This is a genomic window from Streptomyces ambofaciens ATCC 23877 (assembly GCF_001267885.1).
GTDB classification, from domain to species: domain Bacteria; phylum Actinomycetota; class Actinomycetes; order Streptomycetales; family Streptomycetaceae; genus Streptomyces; species Streptomyces ambofaciens.
The window spans coordinates 5,524,058-5,545,036 of the sequence record NZ_CP012382.1; the positions used below are offsets into that span (position 1 = coordinate 5,524,058).

The window sequence follows — 20,979 nt, forward strand, 5'->3', positions numbered from 1 at the left end:
TGAACAGGGGCGCCCGTCCGGTCACCCGGAGGGCGCCCCTGCGGCATGCCCGGCGCCGGGCGGAACACCCGGTCGCGGACGCGTGTTGGCACCGAGTACCGGCGCGAGCCGCCGGACTCCGCACGACACGACCTCCGGAAGGCCAGGCGAGTCAGCATCATGAAGATCGGCATCATCGGCGCGGGCAACATCGGCGGCAACCTCACCCGGCGGCTGACCGCCCTCGGGCACGACGTCTCGGTGGCGAACTCCCGCGGTCCGCACACGCTCATCGCACTGGCCGAGGAGACCGGCGCGACCCCCGTACCGGTCGAGGAGGCGGCGCGCGGCGCGGAGATCGTGGTCGTCACCGTCCCCCTGAAGGCGGTCCCGGACCTGCCGTCCGGCGTCCTCGACGGGGCGGCCGACGGCGTGGCCGTCATCGACACCGGCAACTACTACCCGCGCCAGCGTGACGGCAGGATCGCCGCCATCGAGGACGAGGGCCTCACCGAGAGCCGCTGGACCGAGCGCCACCTCGGCCACCCCGTGATCAAGGCCTTCAACGGCACCTACGCCCAGGACATCCTGGACCGCCCGCGTCCGTCCGGCGACTCCGGCCGCATGGCCCTCCCGGTCGCCGGTGACGACGCGGCGGCCAAGGCCAAGGTCCGCTCCCTGATCGACGAACTCGGCTTCGACACCGTCGACGCGGGCGGCATCGACGAGTCCTGGCGCCAGCAGCCCGGCACCCCGGTGTACGGCCTGCGCGAGGGCGCCGAGGCCGTCTCCAAGGCGCTGACGGAGGCGTCCCCGGAGCGACAGGCCGACTTCCGCGGCTGACCCGCCCTCAGGCTCCCTGGGCCCACGTCTTCAGCGCGGCCTTGCTCGCGAAGTCCGCGACGTTCGTGTCGACCGGGTCGTCGGTGTACTGGTGGAAACGCCACTTCGCCTGGATGCGGGGCTTGCCGGCCGACACGTAGTCGGCGATCCAGAGGCCGTCGCCGGCGTACGAGGTGGTGTCGACGTTGAGCCAGAAGTTCCGGTTGCAGTAGAGCACGACCCGGTTGTCCGGCCGCAGCGCCTTCACCTTCCGGATGAAGCTGTCCTTCTCCGCGTTGCTCGCGTGGGTGCCCTCGCCCGTCGTCTCCCAGTCGACGGCGAGGATGTCGCCGGGCCGGTCGGGTGCCTTGGAGACGAAGTACTCGGCCTGGGCGGTCAGGTTGCCCGGCCACAGGAAGTGGTAGAAGCCGACGACGAGTCCGGCGTCGCGCGCCCGTTTGGTCTGGGCGGCGAGCTTGGGGTTGACGTACGAACGGCCCTCCGTCGCCTTGACGAAGACGAAGGAGAGGCCGTCCGTGTCGTAGGTGGAGGACTGGTACGCGCTCACGTCGATGCCGCGCAGCATGAGAACTCCCTCGTAGCCTGTGGGGCTGAAGTGCCTTGGGGACGGAGGTTGTTGTTATGCCCGGGATCGGCGGCCGTACGCCGGGCGCGGGGGCGCTCGGCGTACGGAAGGGGTGAACGCCGGTCGGATCAGGGGGCGGAGGAGGCGACCGCGGCCCGGGAGCCGTCGGCGCCGGTGTCGGCCTCGGCGTCGGGGGTGGCTGCCTCTCCGTCGTCCAGGGACACGTCCTTCGTCTCCTTGCCGAGCAGCAGCGCGATCAGCGTGAGCACCGCCATCGCCGAGAGGTAGAGGCCGACCAGCCACGGCGAGCCGTCACCGGCCTCCCACAGGGCGACCGCTATGAACGGGGCGACGGCCGCCCCGAGGATGGAGCTGACGTTGTACGCGATGCCGGAGCCGGTGTAGCGCACGCTGGTGGGGAACAGCTCGGGCAGCAGTGCGCCCATCGGGCCGAACGTCATGCCCATCAGCGTGAAGCCGAGCACGAGCCACAGCACCACGCCGAGCGTGCCCAGGCCGATCAGCGGCACCCAGACCAGACCGAAGACCACGATCGCCGCGGTGATCCAGATCAGGGTGGTGCGGCGTCCGTACTTGTCGGCGAGCGGGCCGGAGACGAGGGTGAACGCGGCGAAGAACAGCACCCCGAAGATCATCATCAGGACGAACGTCGTGTAGCTGTACCCCAGACCGGGCACGGCGGCGTCCTCGGCGGCCCGTCCGTAGCTCAGCGAGAACGTGGTCATCAGGTAGAAGAGCACGTACGTCGCCAGCATGATGAACGTGCCCAGGACCAGCTGCTTCCAGTGGCCCTGCACCACGGTGGCCAGCGGCAGTTTGCGCACCTTGCCGGTCTCCCGGGTCTTGGCGAAGACGGCCGACTCGACCAGCCGCGACCGCACCCACAGGCCGATCGCGACCATCACGGCCGAGAACAGGAAGGGGATGCGCCAGCCCCAGTCGACGAAGGCGTCGGACGGCTGCGTGGGGTCGGCGCCGGCCGTGGAGGGCAGCAGCGCCCCGATGACCAGGAACAGGCCGTTGCCGATGATGAAGCCGAGCGGCGCGCCCAGCTGCGGGAAGGTCCCGTACAGGGCGCGCTTGCCGCGGGGGGCGTTCTCGGTCGCGACCAGGGCCGCGCCGCTCCACTCGCCGCCGAGCGCGAAGCCCTGCGCGATGCGCATCAGCACCAGCAGGGCGGTGGCGACCCAGCCGGCCTGTGCGTAGGTGGGCAGGACGCCGATCAGGAACGTGGCGATGCCCATGGTGAGCAGCGAGATCACCAGCGTCTTCTTGCGGCCGAGCCGGTCGCCGAGGTGCCCGAAGAAGACGGCCCCGATCGGGCGGGCCACCATCGCGGCGCCGAAGACCGCGAAGGAGGACAGCAGCGCGGTGGTCGGGTCGCTGCTCGGGAAGAAGAGCTTCGGGAAGACCAGTACGGCTGCGGTCGCGTAGATGTAGAAGTCGTAGAACTCGATCGTCGTGCCCATGAGGCTGGCGACGAGGACGCGGGAGCGCGGGTTGACGGGCGCCGGGGACGGTCCTGAGGCTGGTGCGGGCATGTCTCGGTCTTTCACGTGCGAAAGGTGCTGGCACCGTCACGATCTCAGGCGTCTCATTTTTCAGTTGTCTCATGTCACGATGTGAGACGAGCGGTCGGTGCTCCCGCGCGTCGCTCAGCACTCGATGATGTTGACCGCCAGCCCGCCCCGCGCCGTCTCCTTGTACTTCACCGACATGTCGGCGCCGGTCTCCTTCATGGTCTTGATGACCTTGTCGAGGGACACCTTGTGCGAACCGTCGCCGCGCATCGCCATCCGCGCGGCCGTGACCGCCTTCACCGCGGCCATGCCGTTGCGCTCGATGCACGGGATCTGGACCAGGCCGCCGACCGGGTCGCAGGTCAGGCCGAGGTTGTGCTCCATGCCGATCTCGGCCGCGTTCTCCACCTGCTCGGGGCTGCCGCCCAGCACCTCGGCGAGCGCGCCGGCCGCCATGGAGCAGGCGGAGCCGACCTCGCCCTGGCAGCCGACCTCGGCGCCGGAGATGGAGGCGTTCTCCTTGAAGAGCATGCCGATCGCGCCGGCCGCGAGGAGGAAGCGGATAACGCCCTCCTCGTCGGCGCCGGGGACGAAGTTCATGTAGTAGTGCAGGACCGCCGGGATGATGCCCGCCGCGCCGTTCGTCGGGGCCGTGACGACCCGGCCGCCGGCCGCGTTCTCCTCGTTCACCGCCATGGCGTAGAGCGTGATCCACTCCATGGCCAGGGCCTGCGGGTCGCCCTCCGAGCGGAGCTTGCGCGCGGTGTTCGCGGCGCGGCGGCGGACCTTGAGGCCGCCGGGGAGTATGCCCTCGCGGGACATGCCGCGGTCCACGCAGGCCCGCATCGCGTGCCAGATCTCCAGCAGACCCTCGCGGATCTCGTCCTCGTCGCGCCAGGCCCGCTCGTTCTCCAGCATCAGGGCGGAGATGGACAGGCCCGTCTCGCGGGCCAGCCGCAGCAGCTCGTCGCCGGTGCGGAAGGGGTACTTCAGCACGGTGTCGTCGAGCACGATGCGGTCCGCGCCCACCGCGTCCTCGTCGACGACGAAGCCGCCGCCGACCGAGTAGTAGGTCTTGGTCAGCACCTCGGCACCCTGCGCGTCGTGCGCCCACAGCGTCATGCCGTTGGCGTGGTAGGGGAGCGCCTTGCGGCGGTGCAGCACCATGTCGTCGTCGTAGGAGAAGGCGATCTCGTGCTCGCCGAGGAGGCTGATGCGGCCGGAGGACCGGATCGTCTCCACGCGCTCGTCGGCCGTCTCCACGTCCACCGTGCGCGGCGAGTCGCCCTCCAGGCCGAGCAGCACCGCCTTGGGGGTGCCGTGGCCGTGGCCGGTGGCGCCGAGCGAGCCGTAGAGCTCGGCCCGGACCGAGGCGACGGAGCCCAGCAGTTCCTCGCTGCGCAGCCGGCGGGCGAACATGCGGGCCGCGCGCATCGGGCCGACCGTGTGGGAGCTCGACGGGCCGATGCCGATCGAGAACAGGTCGAAGACCGAGATGGCCACGGGGACTCCTCAATACGGGGGTGGTGCAGAGGTGGTGCTTCGGGGGTGGGGCGCCGGGCTCGCTTGTGGCGGGCACGGCGCCCCGGACACGCGGTGTCTACTTGTTCAGACCCGGGTACAGCGGGTGCTTGTCGGCCAGGGTCTTCACCCGGGCCTTGAGGGCCTGGGCGTCGTAGGACGGCTTCAGCGCCTCGGCGATCACGTCCGCGACCTCGGCGAAGTCCTCGGCCGTGAAGCCGCGGGTCGCCAGGGCCGGCGTACCGATGCGCAGACCGGAGGTCACCATCGGCGGACGCGGGTCGTTCGGGACGGCGTTGCGGTTGACCGTGATGCCGACCTCGTGGAGACGGTCCTCGGCCTGCTGGCCGTCCAGCTCGGAGTCGCGCAGGTCGACGAGGACCAGGTGGACGTCCGTGCCGCCGGTCAGGACCGACACGCCCGCCGCCTTGGCGTCGTCCTTCACCAGGCGCTCGGCCAGGATGCGGGCGCCTTCCAGCGTACGACGCTGGCGCTCCTTGAAGTCCTCGCTCGCGGCGACCTTGAAGGCGACGGCCTTGGCGGCCACCACGTGCTCCAGCGGGCCACCCTGCTGACCGGGGAAGACGGCGGAGTTGATCTTCTTGGCCAGCTCGGCCGTGGAGAGGATCACACCGCCGCGCGGGCCGCCCAGCGTCTTGTGGGTGGTGGTCGTCACGACGTGGGCGTGCGGGACCGGGTTCGGGTGCAGGCCCGCCGCGACCAGACCGGCGAAGTGCGCCATGTCGACCATCAGGTAGGCGCCGACCTCGTCCGCGACCTTGCGGAACGCGGCGAAGTCCAGCTGACGGGGGTAGGCCGACCAGCCGGCCACGATCAGCTTGGGCCGGTGCTCCTTGGCGAGGCGCTCCACCTCGGCCATGTCCACCTGGCCGTCGTCGCCGACGTGGTAGGGGACGACGTCGTAGAGCTTGCCGGAGAAGTTGATCTTCATGCCGTGGGTCAGGTGCCCGCCGTGGGCGAGGTTCAGACCCATGATCGTGTCGCCCGGCTTGAGCAGCGCGAACATCGCGGCCGCGTTGGCCTGGGCGCCCGAGTGCGGCTGCACGTTGGCGTGCTCGGCGCCGAAGAGCGCCTTGACCCGGTCGATGGCGATCTGCTCGACGACGTCGACGTGCTCGCAGCCGCCGTAGTAGCGGCGGCCGGGGTAGCCCTCGGCGTACTTGTTGGTGAGGACCGAGCCCTGGGCCTCCATGACCGCGACCGGAGCGAAGTTCTCCGAGGCGATCATCTCCAGGGTGGACTGCTGGCGGTCCAGCTCGGCGTCGACGGCGGCGGCGACGTCGGGGTCGAGCTCGTGCAGGGGTGTGTTCAGAAGCGACATGCGGTCCGTGACTCCTCAGCCGGCGGTGAAGGCGGTGTACTCGTCGGCGGAGAGCAGGTCGGCGGGCTCGTCCGTGATCCGTACCTTGAAGAGCCAGCCGCCCTCGAAGGGCGCGGAGTTCACCAGCGACGGGTCGTTGACGACGTCCTCGTTGACCTCGGTGACCTCGCCGGAGACGGGGGAGTACAGGTCGGAGACCGACTTGGTGGACTCCAGTTCACCGCAGGTCTCGCCCGCGGAGACGGAGTCGCCGACCTCGGGGAGCTGGACGAAGACCACGTCACCGAGCGCGTTGGCCGCGTGCTCCGTGATGCCGACCGTCGAGGCGCCGTCCTCGGCGCCCGACAGCCACTCGTGCTCCTTGCTGTAGCGCAGCTGCTGGGGGTTGCTCATGGCCTGAATTCTCCTGTACGCGGGGGAGTGCTGGTGAGGGGGGTGACGCGAGGGGGACTGCTGAAACCCCTGGTGGGCGGCGGGCGCCGGGAAGGGGCGCGCGCGGAGCGGCCGGGCCCCGCCGACCAGTGTCTACTTCTGGCGCTTGTAGAACGGCAGCGCCACGACCTCGTACGGCTCGTGGCTGCCCCGGATGTCCACGCCGACACCCGGGGTCCCCGGAGCCGCGTGCGCCGGGTCGACGTACGCCATGGCGATCGGCTTGCCCAGCGTCGGCGACGGGGCGCCGGAGGTGACCTCGCCGATGACCTCGCCGCCGGCGACGACCGGGTACCCGGCGCGCGGGACCCGGCGGCCCTCGGCGACCAGGCCGACCAGGACGCGGGGAGGCTTCGAGGCGGCGCGCTCGGCGGCCTCGGTCAGCGCCGCGCGGCCCACGAAGTCGCCCTCCTTCTCGAACTTCACCACGCGGCCCAGGCCGGCGTCGAAGGGCGTCAGCGCGGTCGTCAGCTCGTGCCCGTACAGCGGCATGCCGGCCTCCAGGCGGAGCGTGTCCCGGCAGGACAGGCCGCAGGGGACCAGCCCGGCGCCCTCGCCCGCCCGGGTCAGCGCCCGCCACAGCTCGACGGCGTGCTCCGGCTTCACGAAGAGCTCGAAGCCGTCCTCGCCGGTGTAGCCGGTGCGCGCGATGAGCGCGGGCACGCCGGCCACGGTGCCGGGCAGGCCGGCGTAGTACTTCAGGCCGTCCAGATCGGCGTCGGTGAGGCTCTTCAGGATGGCCGGGGACTCGGGGCCCTGTACGGCGAGCAGCGCGTAGGCGTCGCGGTCGTCGCGCACCTCGGCGTCGAAGCCGGCGGCCCGCTCGGTGAGCGCGTCCAGCACCACCTGGGCGTTGGAGGCGTTGGCGACGACCATGTAGTGGGGAGCGCCGGCCTCGGTGTCGGCGAGCCGGTAGACGATCAGGTCGTCCAGGATGCCGCCGTCCTCGCGGCAGATCATGGTGTAGCGGGCGCGGCCCGGCTTCACGCTGCCGATGTTGCCGACCAGCGCGAAGTTCAGCAGGTCGGCGGCGGCCGGTCCGGTGACCGTGATCTCGCCCATGTGCGAGAGGTCGAAGAGCCCGGCCCGGGTGCGCACCGCGACGTGCTCGTCGCGCTCGGAGCCGTAGCGCAGAGGCATGTCCCAGCCGGCGAAGTCGGTCATCGTCGCGCCCAGCGCGCGATGCGTGGCGTCGAGCGCGGTGCGGCGGAGTTCGGTACTGCTCATCGGTCGGTCGTCTCCCAGGACAGGACGTGGCGAGGTCGATCCTCCCCATCTGTCATCGGAACCTGAGAGGTTCGCCATGACCACCGGAGCGCGGCGGTCAGGACTTGCACCTTGGGTGGGGCAGCCGTCGCGCGGCGGCCCGCTTTTCAGATGTGCCTCGCCCACGCGGTAACGGTGCCTGAGAGATTCAAGGGAGGGACTTGCTCCTTCGGCGCCCCGGCGACGGCCGGGGACTCTCCCGCGCGGATTCAAACGGCCGGTATGCAGTTGGCGCCGCCATCATTGCACGACCGGCCGATCCGTGGCAGACCGTGATCTGTAACCGGCTTGTGGCAGTAAGCGAACGAAAACGCGAGACCTGCGCATTACCTTCTCTTTACACTCGACGGGGATGGGAACTCGTGAACCGCCCCAGGGGAGGACGATCACGGTGAACAGGACCACGGCGTACGCCACCACCACGGGTCTCGCGCTGCCCGAGCAGCCCGCCGCCCCGGCCCCGGAGAAGTGCGCCGAACTGCCCGCACCCGTCGTCCGCGACCTGCGGGACCGCGGCGGCCACAGCCCGCACGCCCTGCTCTTCGGACCCCGGGACCTGGTGGTGATCACCGGCCTGCCCGGAAGCGGCAAGTCCACGCTGATGGAGCGCACCGTGCGCGGCCCGCGCATCGACTCCCAGGACACCCGCGACGCCTGGGACCGCCGCATGCCGCGCTGGCTGCCGTACGCGCTCTACCGCCCCCTCGTCCGCCTCGCCCACTACGCGGGGCTGCGCCGCGCCCTGCGCTCCGGCGAGGGCGTGGTCGTGCACGACTGCGGCACCCAGGCCTGGGTGCGCGGCTGGCTGGCCCGCGAGGCGCGGCGCCGGGAGGGCACCCTGCACCTGCTGCTGATCGACGTCGACGCCGACGAGGCGCTGGCCGGCCAGCGCGAGCGCGGCCGGGGCGTCTCGCGGTACGCGTTCCTGCGGCACCGCTCGGCCAACACCCGCCTGCTGCGCGCGATCACCGAGGGCTCGCTGCCCGTCGGCTGCACCTCGGCGATCCTGCTGGACCGGGAGGCCGCGGGCGTGCTGCGCCGGATCGCCTTCACGGGGTGACACGCCGTAGGCCCCCGGTACCGAACGGGTTAGCCTTTTCAGCCACAGCAGCGGTACCAGGCAGGCGGTAGGCAGATGGACATCCCAGGGGGCCTCCCGGCGGACTTCTCCGCCGGCTTCCCGGCGCAGGCGCACCCCCACCCCCACGGCGGGTGGCCCGGCAACGAGCTGGAGGAGGTGCTGTCCGCCTCCCTCGGCGTACCGGGCGCCGGCGGCCGGATCGTGGAGGTCCTCGGCCGCAGCTTCCTGTGGATACCCCTGCCGAACGGCGGCGGCCCGGGCAGCGGCCCCCTCGACCTGCCCTCGCTGGAGATCGAGGGCCAGGCCTACGTGCCGGTGTTCAGCTCCGAGGAGCAGCTGCGCCAGGTCGCCGGCCCGCAGATGTCGTACACCGTCGCCCCCGCCGCGGAGTTCGCCCGCGGTCTGCCCCCGCAGATCGGCATCGCCGTGAACCCGGACGGCGTGGTCGGCATCCCGCTGCCGCCTCCGGCCGTGGCCGAGCTGTGCCGGGCCGGCCGCACCCCGCTCGACGGGCCCGCGTCCGGCGGCCGGGTCCGCCTCTTCGAGCCGGACTGGCAGGACGACCCGGTGGACTTCCTCGCCGCGGCCTCCGCCGAGTTCGCCGCCGTCGGCGTGGTGCGCACCGCCCGCCGCTGCATGGCCGCCGTCGAGACCGCCGACCCGGTCATGTTCGTCGGCGTCGAGCTCACCCACTGGGAGGGCGACGCCCGTGCCCTGCCCCTGGACGCCCTGGGCCGAGCCCTCGCCCAGGCCCCCCTGAAGACCCAGGTCAACCTGGTCCTCCTGGAGGCGGCCCAGGACCCGGTCTGCGACTGGATGCGCGCGCACGTCCGCCCGTTCTACGACCGGGGCCTGTGAGAAACGGTCCACGGGACTTGCGGACGCCGGCCGGGGCGGCCGGCCAGGGGCGCGGGACGGTGACACGTGCGGCTCCGCCGCGTGGGCGCGATGGGCCGCGACGGGCCCGCGCCCGCGAACGGACGAAGCACCCGAGCTCATAGGCGCCCCTCGCCCGGCGGAGCCTTAAGCTGGTTTCACAACCGGGGAACTTCTCGAAGGGGCGATACGCGTGAGCGCCAGCGGCACCACGACCGGGCAGGTCGAGCACATGCTCCGCCAGGTGACGCCCGGGCGCTACGACGCCTACGAGGCCCTGCTGCGCGCGCTCGCCACCCCCGCCTCCGGCCAGGTGTGGATGCTGCTCTGGCACGGTCAGGCCGGCTCCCCGGACGCGCAGTACGGAAACATGGAGGTCGAGGGCTTCGGCTACGCGCCCTGTGTCACCTCCGCCCAGGAGCTGTCGGCCAGCGGCTGGAACCGGTCGTACGAGGTGGTCGACGGGCTCGAAGTGGCCCGCGCCCTCTATCCGGACCACTACGGCCTCTGGCTGAACCCGCACGCCCCCGGCGGGGGCGTCGGCATCCCCTGGCTCGACCTGCGCCGGATCGCCTCCGGCCTCGACCGCCAGCCCGCCGGGCCCCTTCGCCTGTCCGAACCGGCCATCGAGGTCCCGCAGTTCTACGCCCTGCTCGCGCAGAACGCCCACCGCACCCCGGCGGTCCGCGCCCTGCGCCGCGCCTGGGTGCAGCCGGCCCTCGGGGCGCCGTACCTCGCCATCGGCCTCGACGTGTACGACACCTCCCCACCCGCCGTCGACGCGGTGCGCGCCATGATGCAGCAGTCCGTCGGCGCGGTGCCGGACGGGCTGCCGGTGTCGACGGTGGCGATGACCGACACCCACGACCCGGTCGCGATGTGGCTGCGGGTCAACGCCCGCCCCTTCTACGACCGCGAAGCCCACGCGGCCGCCCCCGCCCAGGCTCCGGCGGGCGGCTACGGATACCCTCCGGCCGGGGGCGGATACTGACCGTCGCGGGGACCGTCCCGTCGGCGGTGGACGGACATCTTCGCGCGTAGACGAGGGCGTATGACACCCCCGTGTCCCGGATGTCCCAACTCGTCCGTGTCCGGCCCTCGTTACCCAGCGTCCGGATAACGGAACACCTCAAACAGCATCACGGTTGCGCATCCATTCCCCGCCAACTCTGGCTACAGATCGCCAAAGCGTTGAAGACTCCCGCAACAGGGGGTGATGGTTCGCCCCTGTGTACGACGGACTGATCACGCCGCTACAGCGGCAAGTGCGGGCCGGCTACCGCCGGTTGAGAGGGGTCCCTGCCAGATGACGGCACCATTGCACGAGCCGACCGCGGAAGCGGCCCCGAGTGCGGCCGAGGAAGCGGCGGTTGCCGGCGCCGAAGCCAAGGCGGTACAGGGGCGTTCCCTGGGCCGGATCGCCTGGGAGCGCCTGAAACGGGACAAGCTGGCCCTCGGGGGCGGCGTGGTGGTGCTCCTCCTCATCCTGGTCGCGGTGCTCGCTCCCGTGATCACCTCCCTCTACGGGCAGGACCCCAACGCCTTCAACGAGGACCGGATCGACCCGCTCTTCGGCACCCCCGTGGGGTCCCTGGGCGGCATCAGCGGTGAGCACTGGCTGGGCGTCGAGCCGGTCAACGGCCGCGACATCTTCGCCCGCATCGTGCACGGCGCCCAGATCTCGCTGCTCGTCGGCTTCCTGTCCGCGCTGGTCGCGGTGGTCCTCGGCACCGTCCTGGGCATCCTGGCCGGCTTCTTCGGCGGCTGGGTCGACGCCCTCATCAGCCGGGTCATGGACGGTCTGCTCGCCTTCCCGCAGCTGCTGTTCATCATCGCGCTGGTCTCCGTCATGCCCGACAACATGCTGGGACTGAGCGGCACGGGCGTCCGTCTGCTCATGATGATCCTGGTCATCGGCTTCTTCGGCTGGCCCTACATCGGCCGCGTGGTACGCGGTCAGACACTCTCGATGCGTGAGCGCGAGTACGTCGAGGCGGCCCGGTCCCTGGGAGCCGGACGGTTCTACATCCTGTTCAAGGAACTGCTGCCCAACCTGGTGGCGCCGATCATCGTCTACACGACGATGATGATCCCCACGAACATCCTCACCGAGGCGGCGCTCAGCTTCCTGGGCGTGGGCGTCAAGCCGCCCACCTCGTCGTGGGGGCAGATGCTCTCGAGCGCGATCGACTACTACAAGTCGGACCCCATGTACATGGTGGTCCCCGGTGTGGCGATCTTCATCACCGTTCTTGCCTTCAACCTCTTCGGCGACGGCGTACGCGATGCGCTGGACCCGAAGGGCTCCCGCTGACCTGCCGTACCGGCAAGCGACCCGTGGTATTTGCACGGGGTCTCTCATCTAATCCGGAGGATCCGAGATCGTGACTACCCAACGCACCTCAGGGCGGCGCAAGCAGGCTTTGGCCGCTGCCGCAGTGGTCGCCGCGCTGCTGACCACAGCGGCGTGCGGCGGCGGCGGAGACGACAGCAGCGGCGGTTCGAAGAACGGCGCGCCCCAGTTCGACGCGGCCAACAACAAGGTCCTTCAGGCCGCCGAGGCCAAGAAGGGCGGCGAGCTGAAGTTCGCCAGCGCGCAGGACGCCGACTCGTGGGACACCACCCGCGGCTACTACGGCTTCATGTGGAACTTCTCGCGCTACTACAGCCGCCAGCTCGTCACGAACAAGACCGAGCCGGGCAAGGCGGGCGCCGAGGTCACCCCCGACCTCGCCACCGACGTCGCCAAGGTCTCGGACGACGGCAAGACGTACACGTACACCCTGCGTGACGGCGTCACCTGGGAGGACGGCAAGCCGATCACGTCCAAGGACGTCAAGTACGGCATCGAGCGCGTCTGGGCGCAGGACGTGCTGTCCGGCGGTCCGACGTACCTCAAGGAGGTGCTCGACCCGAAGGACGAGTACAAGGGCCCGTACAAGGACAAGTCCAAGGACAAGCTCGGCCTGAAGGCGATCGAGACGCCGGACGACAAGACCATCGTCTTCAAGCTCCCGCAGGCCAACTCGGACTTCGAGGAGATGCTCGCGCTGACCTCGGCGTCCCCGGTCCGTCAGGACAAGGACACCAAGGCGAAGTACGGGCTGCGTCCGTTCTCCTCAGGCCCGTACAAGTTCGAGTCCTACAGCCCCGGCAAGGACCTCAAGCTGGTCCGCAACACCGAGTGGAAGCAGGAGTCGGACCCGGTCCGCAAGGCGTACCCGGACAAGATCTCGATCAAGTTCTTCTCCAACGCCAACGACCTGGACGCCCGCCTGCTGGCCGGCGACTACGACGTGGACCTGGCCCAGACCGGCCTGTCCCCGCAGGGCCGCACCACCGCCCTGCAGGAGCACAAGGGCAACCTGGACAACCCGGTCTCGGGTTACATCCGGTACGCGTCCTTCCCGCAGAACGTGAAGCCGTTCGACAACATCCACTGCCGCAAGGCCGTGCTCTACGGGGCCGACCACGTGTCCCTGCAGACCGCGCGCGGCGGCCCGGTCGCCGGTGGCGACATCGGCACCAACATGCTGCCGCCGTCCGTCCCGGGCTCCGAGGGCCAGAAGTACGACCCGTACGGCATGGCGGGTGAGAACAAGAAGGGCAACGTCGCCAAGGCCAAGGAAGAGCTGAAGGCCTGCGGCAAGCCGAACGGCTTCAAGACCACCGTCGCGGTCCGCAACAACAAGCCGGTCGAGGTGGCCACCGCCGAGTCGCTCCAGGCGTCGCTGAAGAAGGTCGGCATCGACGTCGAGATCTACCAGTACGACGGCGCCCAGTACGCCAGCGTCATCGGCAGCCCGACGAACGTGGCCAAGAAGGGCTACGGCATCATCATCATGGGCTGGGGCCCGGACTTCCCGTCCGTGCAGGGCTACGGCCTGCCGCTGTGGCACAGCGACTACATCCTCGAGAGCGCGAACAACAACTTCGCGATGATCGACGACAAGGCGATCGACGGTCTGTTCGCCGACTACCTGACCGAGCTGGACGACTCCGGCAAGGCGAAGATCGCCACCGAGATCAACCACAAGGTCATGGAGGGCGCGTACTACCTGCCCTTCGTCTTCGAGAAGTTCATCAACTGGCGCTCCAGCCGACTGGCGAACGTGTACACCACCGACGGCTACAGCGGTATGTACGACTTCGTCAACCTCGGCCTGAAGAAGTAACCGGTACACCCGCCGTACGGCACGAAAGGCAGGTGAAGGCCGGCGCGGCGTGACCGTGGGCCGCCGGAAGACCTCCGGCGGCCCGTGGTCCGCAGCGGGCCGCAACCCGTGCTCGCTTATCTCATCAGGCGGCTGTTCGCCGCCGCAGTGATGCTGGTGGTCATCATTCTGGTGGTCTTCGGCATCTTCTTCCTCGTCCCCAAGTGGGCGGGCGTCGACGTCGCCCTGAGCTTCGTGGGCAAGCAGGCGGACCCCGCCGCCGTCGAGGGAGTGCGACAGAAGCTGGGTCTGTCCGACCCGGTCTTCGTCCAGGCCTGGGAGTTCTTCAAGGGCATCTTCGCGGGCCGCACCTACGCGGCCGGCGGTGACGTCACCCAGTGCTCCGCGCCGTGCTTCGGGTACTCCTTCCGTACCGAGCAGTCCGTCTGGCCCGTCCTGACCGAGCGTTTCCCGGTGACCCTGGCTCTCGCGCTCGGTGCGGCCGTCCTGTGGCTGATCTTCGGACTCGCCGCGGGCGTGCTCTCCGCGCTCAAGCGGGGCACCCTGTGGGACCGCGGCGCGATGGTCGTCGCGCTCGCGGGCGTCTCCCTCCCCATCTACTTCACCGGCCTGGTCAGCCTGGCCGTCTTCTCCTACGGACTGGGCTGGATCGACGGTCAGTTCGTGCCCCTGGAGGAGAGCTTCACCGGCTGGCTCGGCGGCATGATCCTGCCCTGGGTCACCCTGGCCTTCCTGTACGCCGCGATGTACGCCCGGATCACCCGGGCCACCATGATGGAGATCCTCGGCGAGGACTACATCCGCACCGCGCGCGCCAAGGGCCTCAAGGAGCAGGTCGTCATCCGCAAGCACGCCATGCGGTCGACCCTGACCCCCCTGCTCACCATGCTCGGCATGGACCTCGGCGCCCTGATGGGCGGCGCGATCCTGACCGAGACGACGTTCAGCCTTCCCGGCCTCGGCCAGAAGGTGCTGGACGCGATCCAGACCCAGGACCTGCCCTTCATCCTGGGCGTCGTCCTGATCACTTCCCTCGCGGTGCTGATCGCCAACCTCGTGGTGGACATCCTGTACGCCGTGATCGACCCCCGAGTGAGGCTCACATGACCGAACTGAGCAAGAGCGGAGCAGCCGTGGGCGAGCCCACCGGCACCTCGCCCGCGCCGAAGGCCTTCCTGGAAGTACGCGACCTGAAGGTGCACTTCCCGACCGACGACGGCCTGGTCAAGTCCGTCGACGGACTCAGCTTCCAGCTGGAGAAGGGCAAGACCCTCGGCATCGTCGGCGAGTCCGGCTCCGGCAAGTCGGTGACCTCGCTCGGCATCATGGGTCTGCACACCGCCGGCCAGTACGGCAAGCGCAAGGCGCAGATCTCGGGCGAGATCTGGCTGGACGGCACGGAGCTGCTCGCCGCCGACCCGGACCACGTGCGCAAGCTGCGCGGCCGGCAGATGGCGATGATCTTCCAGGACCCGCTGTCCGCGCTGCACCCGTACTACACGATCGGGCAGCAGATCGTGGAGGCGTACCGCATCCACCACGACGTGGACAAGAAGACCGCCAAGCGCCGTGCCGTGGAGATGCTCGACCGCGTCGGCATCCCCCAGCCGGACAAGCGCGTGGACAGCTACCCGCACGAGTTCTCCGGCGGTATGCGCCAGCGCGCGATGATCGCGATGTCGCTGGTCAACAACCCCGAGCTGCTCATCGCGGACGAGCCGACCACCGCACTGGACGTGACCGTCCAGGCGCAGATCCTCGACCTGATCCGCGACCTGCAGAAGGAGTTCGGCTCCGCGGTCATCGTCATCACCCACGACCTGGGCGTCGTCGCCGAACTGGCCGACGACCTCCTGGTGATGTACGGCGGCCGCTGCGTCGAGCGGGGTCCGGCGGAGAAGGTGTTCTACGAGCCCCGGCACCCCTACACCTGGGGCCTGCTCGGCTCGATGCCGCGGCTCGACCGCGACCAGCAGGAGCGCCTCATCCCGGTCAAGGGGTCCCCGCCCTCCCTCATCAACCTCCCGTCCGGCTGCGCCTTCAACCCGCGCTGTCCGTACGCCGACGTGCCCAAGGACGACGTCACCCGCACGGTCCGCCCCGAGCTGACCGAGGTCGGCAGCAAGCACTGGGCCGCCTGCCACATGTCGCAGGAGCAGCGGGAGCGTATCTGGACCGAAGAGATTGCGCCGAAGCTGTGAGCGACAAGGCAGAGGACAAAGCGGTGACGATCCCCGCACAGACCGGCAGCGCAGAGGGCGCCGCCACCCTCAGCAAGGACCCCGCCCCCGGCGAGACCCTGCTGAGGGTGACCGGGCTGCAGAAGCACTTCCCGATCAAGAAGGGCCTGCTGCAGCGCCAGGTCGGCGCGGTCCGCGCCGTCGACGGCATCGACTTCGAGGTGAAGTCCGGCGAGACCCTCGGCGTCGTGGGCGAGTCGGGCTGCGGCAAGTCGACCATGGGCCGGCTGATCACCCGGCTCCTCGAACCGACCGCGGGCAAGGTCGAGTTCGAGGGCAAGGACATCACCCACCTCGGGGTCGGCGGGATGCGTCCGCTGCGCCGCGACGTGCAGATGATCTTCCAGGACCCGTACTCCTCGCTGAACCCGCGCCACGATCATCAGCGCCCCCTTCAAGCTCCAGGGCGTCGAGCCCGAGGGCGGGGTCAAGAAGGAGGTGCAGCGGCTGCTGTCGGTGGTCGGTCTCAACCCCGAGCACTACAACCGCTACCCGCACGAGTTCTCCGGCGGTCAGCGCCAGCGCATCGGCATCGCCCGCGCGCTCGCGCTCAACCCGAAGCTGGTCGTGGCCGACGAGCCGGTCTCCGCGCTCGACGTGTCGATCCAGGCCCAGGTCGTCAACCTGCTCGACGACCTCCAGAGCGAGCTGGGCCTGACGTACGTGATCATCGCGCACGACCTGTCCGTCGTCCGGCACGTCTCGGACCGGATCGCGGTGATGTACCTCGGCAAGATCATGGAGCTGGCCGACCGCGACCAGCTCTACAAGTCGCCGATGCACCCGTACACCAAGGCCCTGCTGTCGGCGGTGCCGATCCCGGACCCGTCCCGCAAGTCGGCCAAGAGCGAGCGCATCCTGCTCAAGGGCGACGTGCCCTCGCCGATCTCGCCGCCGAGCGGGTGCCGCTTCCACACCAGGTGCTGGAAGGCGACGCAGATCTGCACGACGACCGAGCCGCCGCTCAAGGAGCTCCGGCCGGGCCAGCAGGTGGCCTGCCACCACCCGGAGAACTTCGAGGACCAGGCCCCGCAGGACGTCGTCCTGCTGACCGCCGCCAAGGAGGCGGCGGAGCTGGTCTCGGAGGAGGCGCTGGCGGAGTCGGCGGCGACCTCGGCGGCGGTGGCCGCGGAGGTCGAGGCCGCCACCGAGCGTGCCGGGGACGCGCCGGAGCCGGGCGACGCCGAGCCCACGGAGCCGGTGGCGAAGGACGTCGAGCCGGTGGCGAAGGACGTCGAGCCGGTGGCGAAGGACGCGGAGCCCGTGGCCGAGGACGTCGAGCCGGTGGCCAAGGACGCCGAGCCGGTCGCGAAGGACGCCGAGAGCGCCGAGAGCGCCGACGAGGAGACTCCCGCCAAGGAGAAGTGACAGCAGGAGTGACCTCGCCTCACCCGTGAGCCCCCGCCTTCGTTTGTAAGGCGGGGGCTCACCGGCAGGTGAGAATGGCAGGGTGTACGAGCAACTCTTCAGCCCCACCGTCCAGCACACGCTCGACCTGGTCGGCATCTTCGTCTTCGCCATCTCCGGCGCGCTGCTGGCCGTACGCAAGAACTTCGACGTGTTCGGCATCGCCGTCCTCGCCGAGGTCACCGCGCTGGGCGGCGGGCTGTTCCGGGACCTGGTCATCGGGGCCGTGCCGCCCGCGGCCTTCACGGACCTCGGGTACTTCGTCACGCCGCTGCTCGCCACCGCGCTGGTCTTCTTCCTCCACCCGCACGTGGAGCGCCTCCAGACCGGCGTGAACGTCTTCGACGCGGCCGGCCTCGGCCTGTTCTGCGTCGCCGGCACCACCAAGGCGTACGACTACGGCCTCGGCCTGACCGCCTCCGCGTGTCTGGGCCTGGCCACCGCGGTGGGCGGCGGCGTGCTGCGGGACGTCCTCGCCAACGAGGTGCCCTCGCTGCTGCGCTGGGACCGCGACCTGTACGCCGTCCCGGCCATCGTCGGCGCCACCATGGTCGCCCTGTGCATCCGCTACGAGACCCTCACCCCGTTCACCAGCGGCCTGGCCGTGGTCACGGCCTTCGTCCTGCGCCTGCTCGCCCTGCGTTTCCACTGGCGGGCGCCGCGCGCCTGGAACCGGCGGTCGACGGTGGTGGAGGGGGACTGAGGGCCCGGCACCGGCTCCTGAGGCGCCCTACCCGGCGTCCTTGACGAACACGAGCCCGTCGACGGCCTCCAGGTGGTCCGGGTCGAGCGGGGCGTAACCGACCCAGGGGGAGACACGGGGCGCGGGCCGCGGATCGCCCAGGGCGCCGGCCAGTCGCCGGGGGTCGACGAGGCAGCGGTCCTGCGGGAGCGCGTACAGGAGCCCTTCGAGGGTGTCCGGCGGTGGGGCGTCCACGCCCCGGTGCGGGAGCGTGCCGAGGGCGGTGGCCAGGAAGGCGTACTCCTCGCCGAGGCGGGTGCTCACCAGCGCACCGGCGCTCCACCACTCCACCGGTCCCTGCCACATCCGCATCGAGCTCCTCTCCCGCTGGAGATGGGAGTTGTGGGCGTGGACCAGCACCGGGCCGCGGGCGGCGAGCGCGAGGAGGTTGTCGGCCATCATCGCGTCCCGCACGCTCAGCAGCCTGTTCATACGGGCGGGCGAGCTGTCGGCCATCCAGTGGTGGTAGCGCAGCAGACCCGTCGCGGTGCGCCCGTGGAGGCGGGCCCGCTCCCAGCCGTCCCGCGGGAGGTGCGCGAGCAGGTGCGGTGTCTGCTCGTCGAGCAGCGACACCAGGTCGTCGGCGAGCAGCCGCAGCTCCGCGGCCTCGGCCGACCGCCCGACGGACCGGGCCGGGTCCGTCATCGCGGCGGGATCGGTCCACCGCTCGTCGGGGCCGAGCAGGCGGTCGAGCGTCTCCGCGGTGCAGGGGAGCAGGTGCGCGTCGACCCGGGCCGCGAGGCAGCCGTGGAGCGCGGTGAGGGCCTGCCGCGGGCTCGCGGCGCCGGTGATCTCCAGCGGAGCGTCGATCCCGGCGAAGCGGAGCCGGTCGGCGGCGGGCCGGCCGTCGTTGTACGCGCGGATCCAGCGCACCAGTTCCCAGTTGCCGGGGTACGCGCCCCACTCGTGGCTGAAGCCGCACTCCATGACCTCGTCGAGGGTGCCCGTGCCGGAAGTGACGTAGGCGTCCACCGCCAGGCCCCGGAGGCAGTCGCTCTCGATCGCGATCGTCCGGTAGCCCTCCTGCCCGACGAGTTGCCCGAAGAGGTCGTTGCGCAGGCCGAGCAGGGCGTCCTCGCCGTGGGTGGGCTCCCCCAGGGCGAGCACGCGGGGCCGCGCCGGGAGCAGTCCCATGAGGGCCGCGGCCTCGACGGCTCGAGCGGTGTCCTTGATGCCGGTAGCCATGCCCTCAACGGTATCGTTGAAGGTGCGGTTGAAACTTTCGCTGGAGACCATGGGCCTTCAGGATCGTAACCTTCAAAACGGGGGACGCATGAGGCCGATCGACCTGGCACGTCGGCACGGCCTGTCCGCACAGGCCGTCAGGAACTACGAGGAGGACGGCATCCTCCCGGCCGCCGGCCGCACGGCCCACGGCTACCGCACCTACACTCCGCTGCACGCGCAGGCGCTGGCGGCGTTCCTCGCCCTGGTGCCCGGACACGGTCACCGGCCTGCGGCGTCGATCATGCGGGCCGTGAACCGGGGCGCGACGGACGAGGTTTTCCGGCTCGTCGACGAGAGTCACGCCCTGCTCCTCGAGGACCGGCGGACCCTGCGAGCCGTGGAGAGCGCGCTGCGCGACCTGGCACCCGCCGAGGAGCCCGGCACGGCGCCCGCCCCCGCATCCGGCCCGGAGGCCGCCGGCGCGGGCCGCACCTTCGTCGGGCCGCTGGCCGAGGAGCTGGGCATCCGGCCCGCGACCCTGCGCACCTGGGAACGCGCCGGGCTGGTGCGCCCGCGCCGGGACCCGCTGACCGGATACCGCGTCTACGCCGAGGCCGACGTGCGGGACGCCCGCCTGGTCCACCAGCTCAGACGGGGCGGGTATCCGCTGCGGCGGATCGCGCCCGTGATCGACCGGGTGCGGACGGCCGGCGGCCTGGAGCCCCTGGAGGCCACCCTGTGCGACTGGCGCGAGCGCCTCTCCGCCCGCGGGCGGGCGATGCTGACGGGGGCCGCCGAACTGGCGGCGTACCTGCGGGAGCGGGAGGGAGACGACGTCCCTTCGCCGGACTCGTCAAAAGCTACCGCTTAGTAGCCCCTCTGTTGTACCGTGCAGCCATGCCAGAAGCAGCCTCCGCAGCGGCCACCCGTGCCACCATCGGCGACAGCGAGTTCGACCGGGACACCGCCGTCTCCCGGCGCGCCCCGGGCGTGTACGACATCGACCTGTCCGCCGGCTGGACGATCATCAACGCCGTCAACGGCGGGTACCTGCTGGCCGTCCTGGGCCGCGCCCTCGGGGACGCGCTCCCGCACCCCGACCCCTTCACCGTCTCGGCGCACTACCTCACCGCCTCGCAGCCGGGCCCGGCGGTCGTGCGCACCGAGACCGTCCGCGCGGGGCGCACCCTCTCGACGGGGCAGGCCTCGCTGTTCCAGTACGACGACGCGGGCAACGAGGTGGAGCGCATCCGCGTCCTCGCCTCCTACGGCGACCTCGGCACGCTGCCCGACGACGTCCGCACCTCGGCGAAGCCGCCCGCGATCCCGCCGATGGACCAGTGCTTCGGCCCCGAGGACGGCCCCGCCCCCGTCGACGGCAGCTCCGCCATCGCCGACCGGCTGATGCTCAAGCTGGATCCCGCCACGCTGGGCTGGGCCCTCGGGCAGCCCTCGGGCAGGGGGGAGATGCGCGCCTGGTTCGGGCTCGCCGACGGTCGCGACGCCGACCCGCTGTCGCTGCTCCTCGCGGTGGACGCGCTGCCCCCGACCGCCTTCGAGCTGGGGCTCAAGGGCTGGGTGCCGACGGTCGAGCTGACCGTGCACGTGCGGTGCCGTCCGGCGCCGGGTCCGCTGCGCGTCGCCATCACCACCCGCAACCTCGCCGGCGGCTTCCTGGAGGAGGACGCCGAGGTCTGGGACAGCGCCGACCGCCTGGTGGCCCAGTCCCGTCAGCTGGCCCGGGTCCGGCTCGGCTGACCTGCCGTCACCGGCCGCCGTGCGTCGCGGCGGTCGGCGCCCGC

At 70.9% G+C, this 20,979-nt stretch carries 18 protein-coding genes, 1 pseudogene and 2 riboswitches; of the genes and pseudogenes, 12 read left to right on the forward strand and 7 right to left on the reverse strand.

The annotated features are described in order from the left end of the window. The first annotated feature begins 45 nt into the window (after positions 1-45). Positions 46-822, forward strand: coding sequence for an NADPH-dependent F420 reductase (locus SAM23877_RS24700; RefSeq protein ID WP_079030410.1), 777 nt, complete (start codon positions 46-48; stop codon positions 820-822). A 7-nt stretch (positions 823-829) separates the two neighbouring features. On the opposite strand, the gene SAM23877_RS24705 is transcribed toward SAM23877_RS24700, so the two are convergent. The 6 genes from SAM23877_RS24705 to gcvT form a co-directional block, all read right to left on the reverse strand. After that, positions 830-1,387, reverse strand: a complete 558-nt coding sequence (locus SAM23877_RS24705; protein ID WP_053137350.1) for a glycoside hydrolase family 25 protein — start codon at positions 1,385-1,387, stop codon at positions 830-832. A 128-nt stretch (positions 1,388-1,515) separates the two neighbouring features. After that, the gene (locus SAM23877_RS24710; protein ID WP_053137354.1) at positions 1,516-2,949 is read right to left on the reverse strand and encodes an MFS transporter; all 1,434 of its coding nucleotides are present in this window, start codon (positions 2,947-2,949) and stop codon (positions 1,516-1,518) included. 114 nt (positions 2,950-3,063) lie between these two features. After that, positions 3,064-4,431 carry an L-serine ammonia-lyase gene (locus SAM23877_RS24715; protein ID WP_053137356.1) on the reverse strand — a complete coding sequence of 456 codons (1,368 nt, stop codon included), beginning with the start codon at positions 4,429-4,431 and terminating at the stop codon, positions 3,064-3,066. Between the two features lie 97 nt (positions 4,432-4,528). After that, a complete protein-coding gene (glyA, locus tag SAM23877_RS24720; protein ID WP_053137360.1) occupies positions 4,529-5,791 on the reverse strand; it encodes a serine hydroxymethyltransferase in 1,263 nt (420 codons plus the stop codon). 15 nt (positions 5,792-5,806) lie between these two features. Continuing rightward, positions 5,807-6,184, reverse strand: coding sequence for a glycine cleavage system protein GcvH (gcvH, locus tag SAM23877_RS24725; protein ID WP_053137363.1), 378 nt, complete (start codon positions 6,182-6,184; stop codon positions 5,807-5,809). Positions 6,185-6,316: 132 nt separating this feature from the next. Next, positions 6,317-7,450 (reverse strand): glycine cleavage system aminomethyltransferase GcvT, encoded by a 1,134-nt coding sequence (gene gcvT, locus SAM23877_RS24730; protein WP_053137366.1) that lies wholly within the window; start codon positions 7,448-7,450, stop codon positions 6,317-6,319. A 39-nt stretch (positions 7,451-7,489) separates the two neighbouring features. Then, positions 7,490-7,606, reverse strand: a riboswitch (glycine riboswitch). Next, positions 7,607-7,701, reverse strand: a riboswitch (glycine riboswitch). Between the two features lie 179 nt (positions 7,702-7,880). Here gcvT and SAM23877_RS24735 point away from each other — a divergent pair. The 9 genes and pseudogenes from SAM23877_RS24735 to SAM23877_RS24775 all read left to right on the forward strand — a co-directional run bounded on the left by SAM23877_RS24735 (position 7,881) and on the right by SAM23877_RS24775 (position 17,971). Further along, entirely contained in the window at positions 7,881-8,549 is a 669-nt protein-coding gene (locus SAM23877_RS24735; RefSeq protein ID WP_053137367.1) for an AAA family ATPase, read from the forward strand. A gap of 75 nt (positions 8,550-8,624) precedes the next feature. Continuing rightward, positions 8,625-9,428: an enhanced serine sensitivity protein SseB gene (locus tag SAM23877_RS24740; protein ID WP_053137370.1), complete on the forward strand. Its 804-nt coding sequence runs from the start codon at positions 8,625-8,627 to the stop codon at positions 9,426-9,428. Between the two features lie 211 nt (positions 9,429-9,639). Continuing rightward, a complete protein-coding gene (locus tag SAM23877_RS24745) occupies positions 9,640-10,437 on the forward strand; it encodes an enhanced serine sensitivity protein SseB C-terminal domain-containing protein (protein WP_053137373.1) in 798 nt (265 codons plus the stop codon). A gap of 315 nt (positions 10,438-10,752) precedes the next feature. Continuing rightward, positions 10,753-11,760: an ABC transporter permease gene (locus tag SAM23877_RS24750; protein WP_053137376.1), complete on the forward strand. Its 1,008-nt coding sequence runs from the start codon at positions 10,753-10,755 to the stop codon at positions 11,758-11,760. 70 nt (positions 11,761-11,830) lie between these two features. Next, entirely contained in the window at positions 11,831-13,621 is a 1,791-nt protein-coding gene (locus SAM23877_RS24755) for an ABC transporter substrate-binding protein (protein ID WP_053137379.1), read from the forward strand. Between the two features lie 108 nt (positions 13,622-13,729). After that, positions 13,730-14,728: an ABC transporter permease gene (locus SAM23877_RS24760; protein ID WP_053142842.1), complete on the forward strand. Its 999-nt coding sequence runs from the start codon at positions 13,730-13,732 to the stop codon at positions 14,726-14,728. After that, entirely contained in the window at positions 14,725-15,822 is a 1,098-nt protein-coding gene (locus SAM23877_RS24765) for an ABC transporter ATP-binding protein (protein WP_053137382.1), read from the forward strand. Before SAM23877_RS24760 ends, SAM23877_RS24765 begins: the two co-directional genes overlap by 4 nt. A 23-nt stretch (positions 15,823-15,845) precedes the next feature. After that, positions 15,846-17,229 (forward strand): annotated as a pseudogene (locus SAM23877_RS41805) (ABC transporter ATP-binding protein). Positions 17,230-17,311: 82 nt separating this feature from the next. Then, entirely contained in the window at positions 17,312-17,971 is a 660-nt protein-coding gene (locus tag SAM23877_RS24775) for a trimeric intracellular cation channel family protein (RefSeq protein WP_053137385.1), read from the forward strand. Positions 17,972-17,998: 27 nt separating this feature from the next. Here the strand turns inward: SAM23877_RS24775 and SAM23877_RS24780 are convergent, their stop codons facing one another. Then, positions 17,999-19,195, reverse strand: a complete 1,197-nt coding sequence (locus SAM23877_RS24780) for an erythromycin esterase family protein (RefSeq protein WP_053142844.1) — start codon at positions 19,193-19,195, stop codon at positions 17,999-18,001. A gap of 49 nt (positions 19,196-19,244) precedes the next feature. On the opposite strand from SAM23877_RS24780, the gene SAM23877_RS24785 reads away from it, so the two are divergent. Together SAM23877_RS24785 and SAM23877_RS24790 are read left to right on the forward strand one after the other, a co-directional pair. Continuing rightward, on the forward strand, positions 19,245-20,048 hold the full coding sequence (locus tag SAM23877_RS24785; RefSeq protein WP_053137387.1) for a TioE family transcriptional regulator: 804 nt from the start codon (positions 19,245-19,247) through the stop codon (positions 20,046-20,048). Between the two features lie 26 nt (positions 20,049-20,074). After that, positions 20,075-20,935 (forward strand): thioesterase family protein, encoded by an 861-nt coding sequence (locus SAM23877_RS24790; RefSeq protein ID WP_053137390.1) that lies wholly within the window; start codon positions 20,075-20,077, stop codon positions 20,933-20,935. The last annotated feature ends 44 nt before the right edge of the window (positions 20,936-20,979 follow it).

Coding starts and splice junctions, on each gene's coding strand:
- SAM23877_RS24700 (WP_079030410.1), top strand. CDS start 46: ATGCCCGGCGCCGGGCGGAACACCCGGTCGCGGACGCGTGTTGGCACC.
- gcvH (WP_053137363.1), bottom strand. CDS start 6,184: ATGAGCAACCCCCAGCAGCTGCGCTACAGCAAGGAGCACGAGTGGCTG.
- glyA (WP_053137360.1), bottom strand. CDS start 5,791: ATGTCGCTTCTGAACACACCCCTGCACGAGCTCGACCCCGACGTCGCC.
- SAM23877_RS24750 (WP_053137376.1), top strand. CDS start 10,753: ATGACGGCACCATTGCACGAGCCGACCGCGGAAGCGGCCCCGAGTGCG.
- gcvT (WP_053137366.1), bottom strand. CDS start 7,450: ATGAGCAGTACCGAACTCCGCCGCACCGCGCTCGACGCCACGCATCGC.
- SAM23877_RS24710 (WP_053137354.1), bottom strand. CDS start 2,949: ATGCCCGCACCAGCCTCAGGACCGTCCCCGGCGCCCGTCAACCCGCGC.
- SAM23877_RS24705 (WP_053137350.1), bottom strand. CDS start 1,387: ATGCTGCGCGGCATCGACGTGAGCGCGTACCAGTCCTCCACCTACGAC.
- SAM23877_RS24765 (WP_053137382.1), top strand. CDS start 14,725: ATGACCGAACTGAGCAAGAGCGGAGCAGCCGTGGGCGAGCCCACCGGC.
- SAM23877_RS24785 (WP_053137387.1), top strand. CDS start 19,245: ATGGGCCTTCAGGATCGTAACCTTCAAAACGGGGGACGCATGAGGCCG.
- SAM23877_RS24780 (WP_053142844.1), bottom strand. CDS start 19,195: ATGGCTACCGGCATCAAGGACACCGCTCGAGCCGTCGAGGCCGCGGCC.
- SAM23877_RS24740 (WP_053137370.1), top strand. CDS start 8,625: ATGGACATCCCAGGGGGCCTCCCGGCGGACTTCTCCGCCGGCTTCCCG.
- SAM23877_RS24790 (WP_053137390.1), top strand. CDS start 20,075: ATGCCAGAAGCAGCCTCCGCAGCGGCCACCCGTGCCACCATCGGCGAC.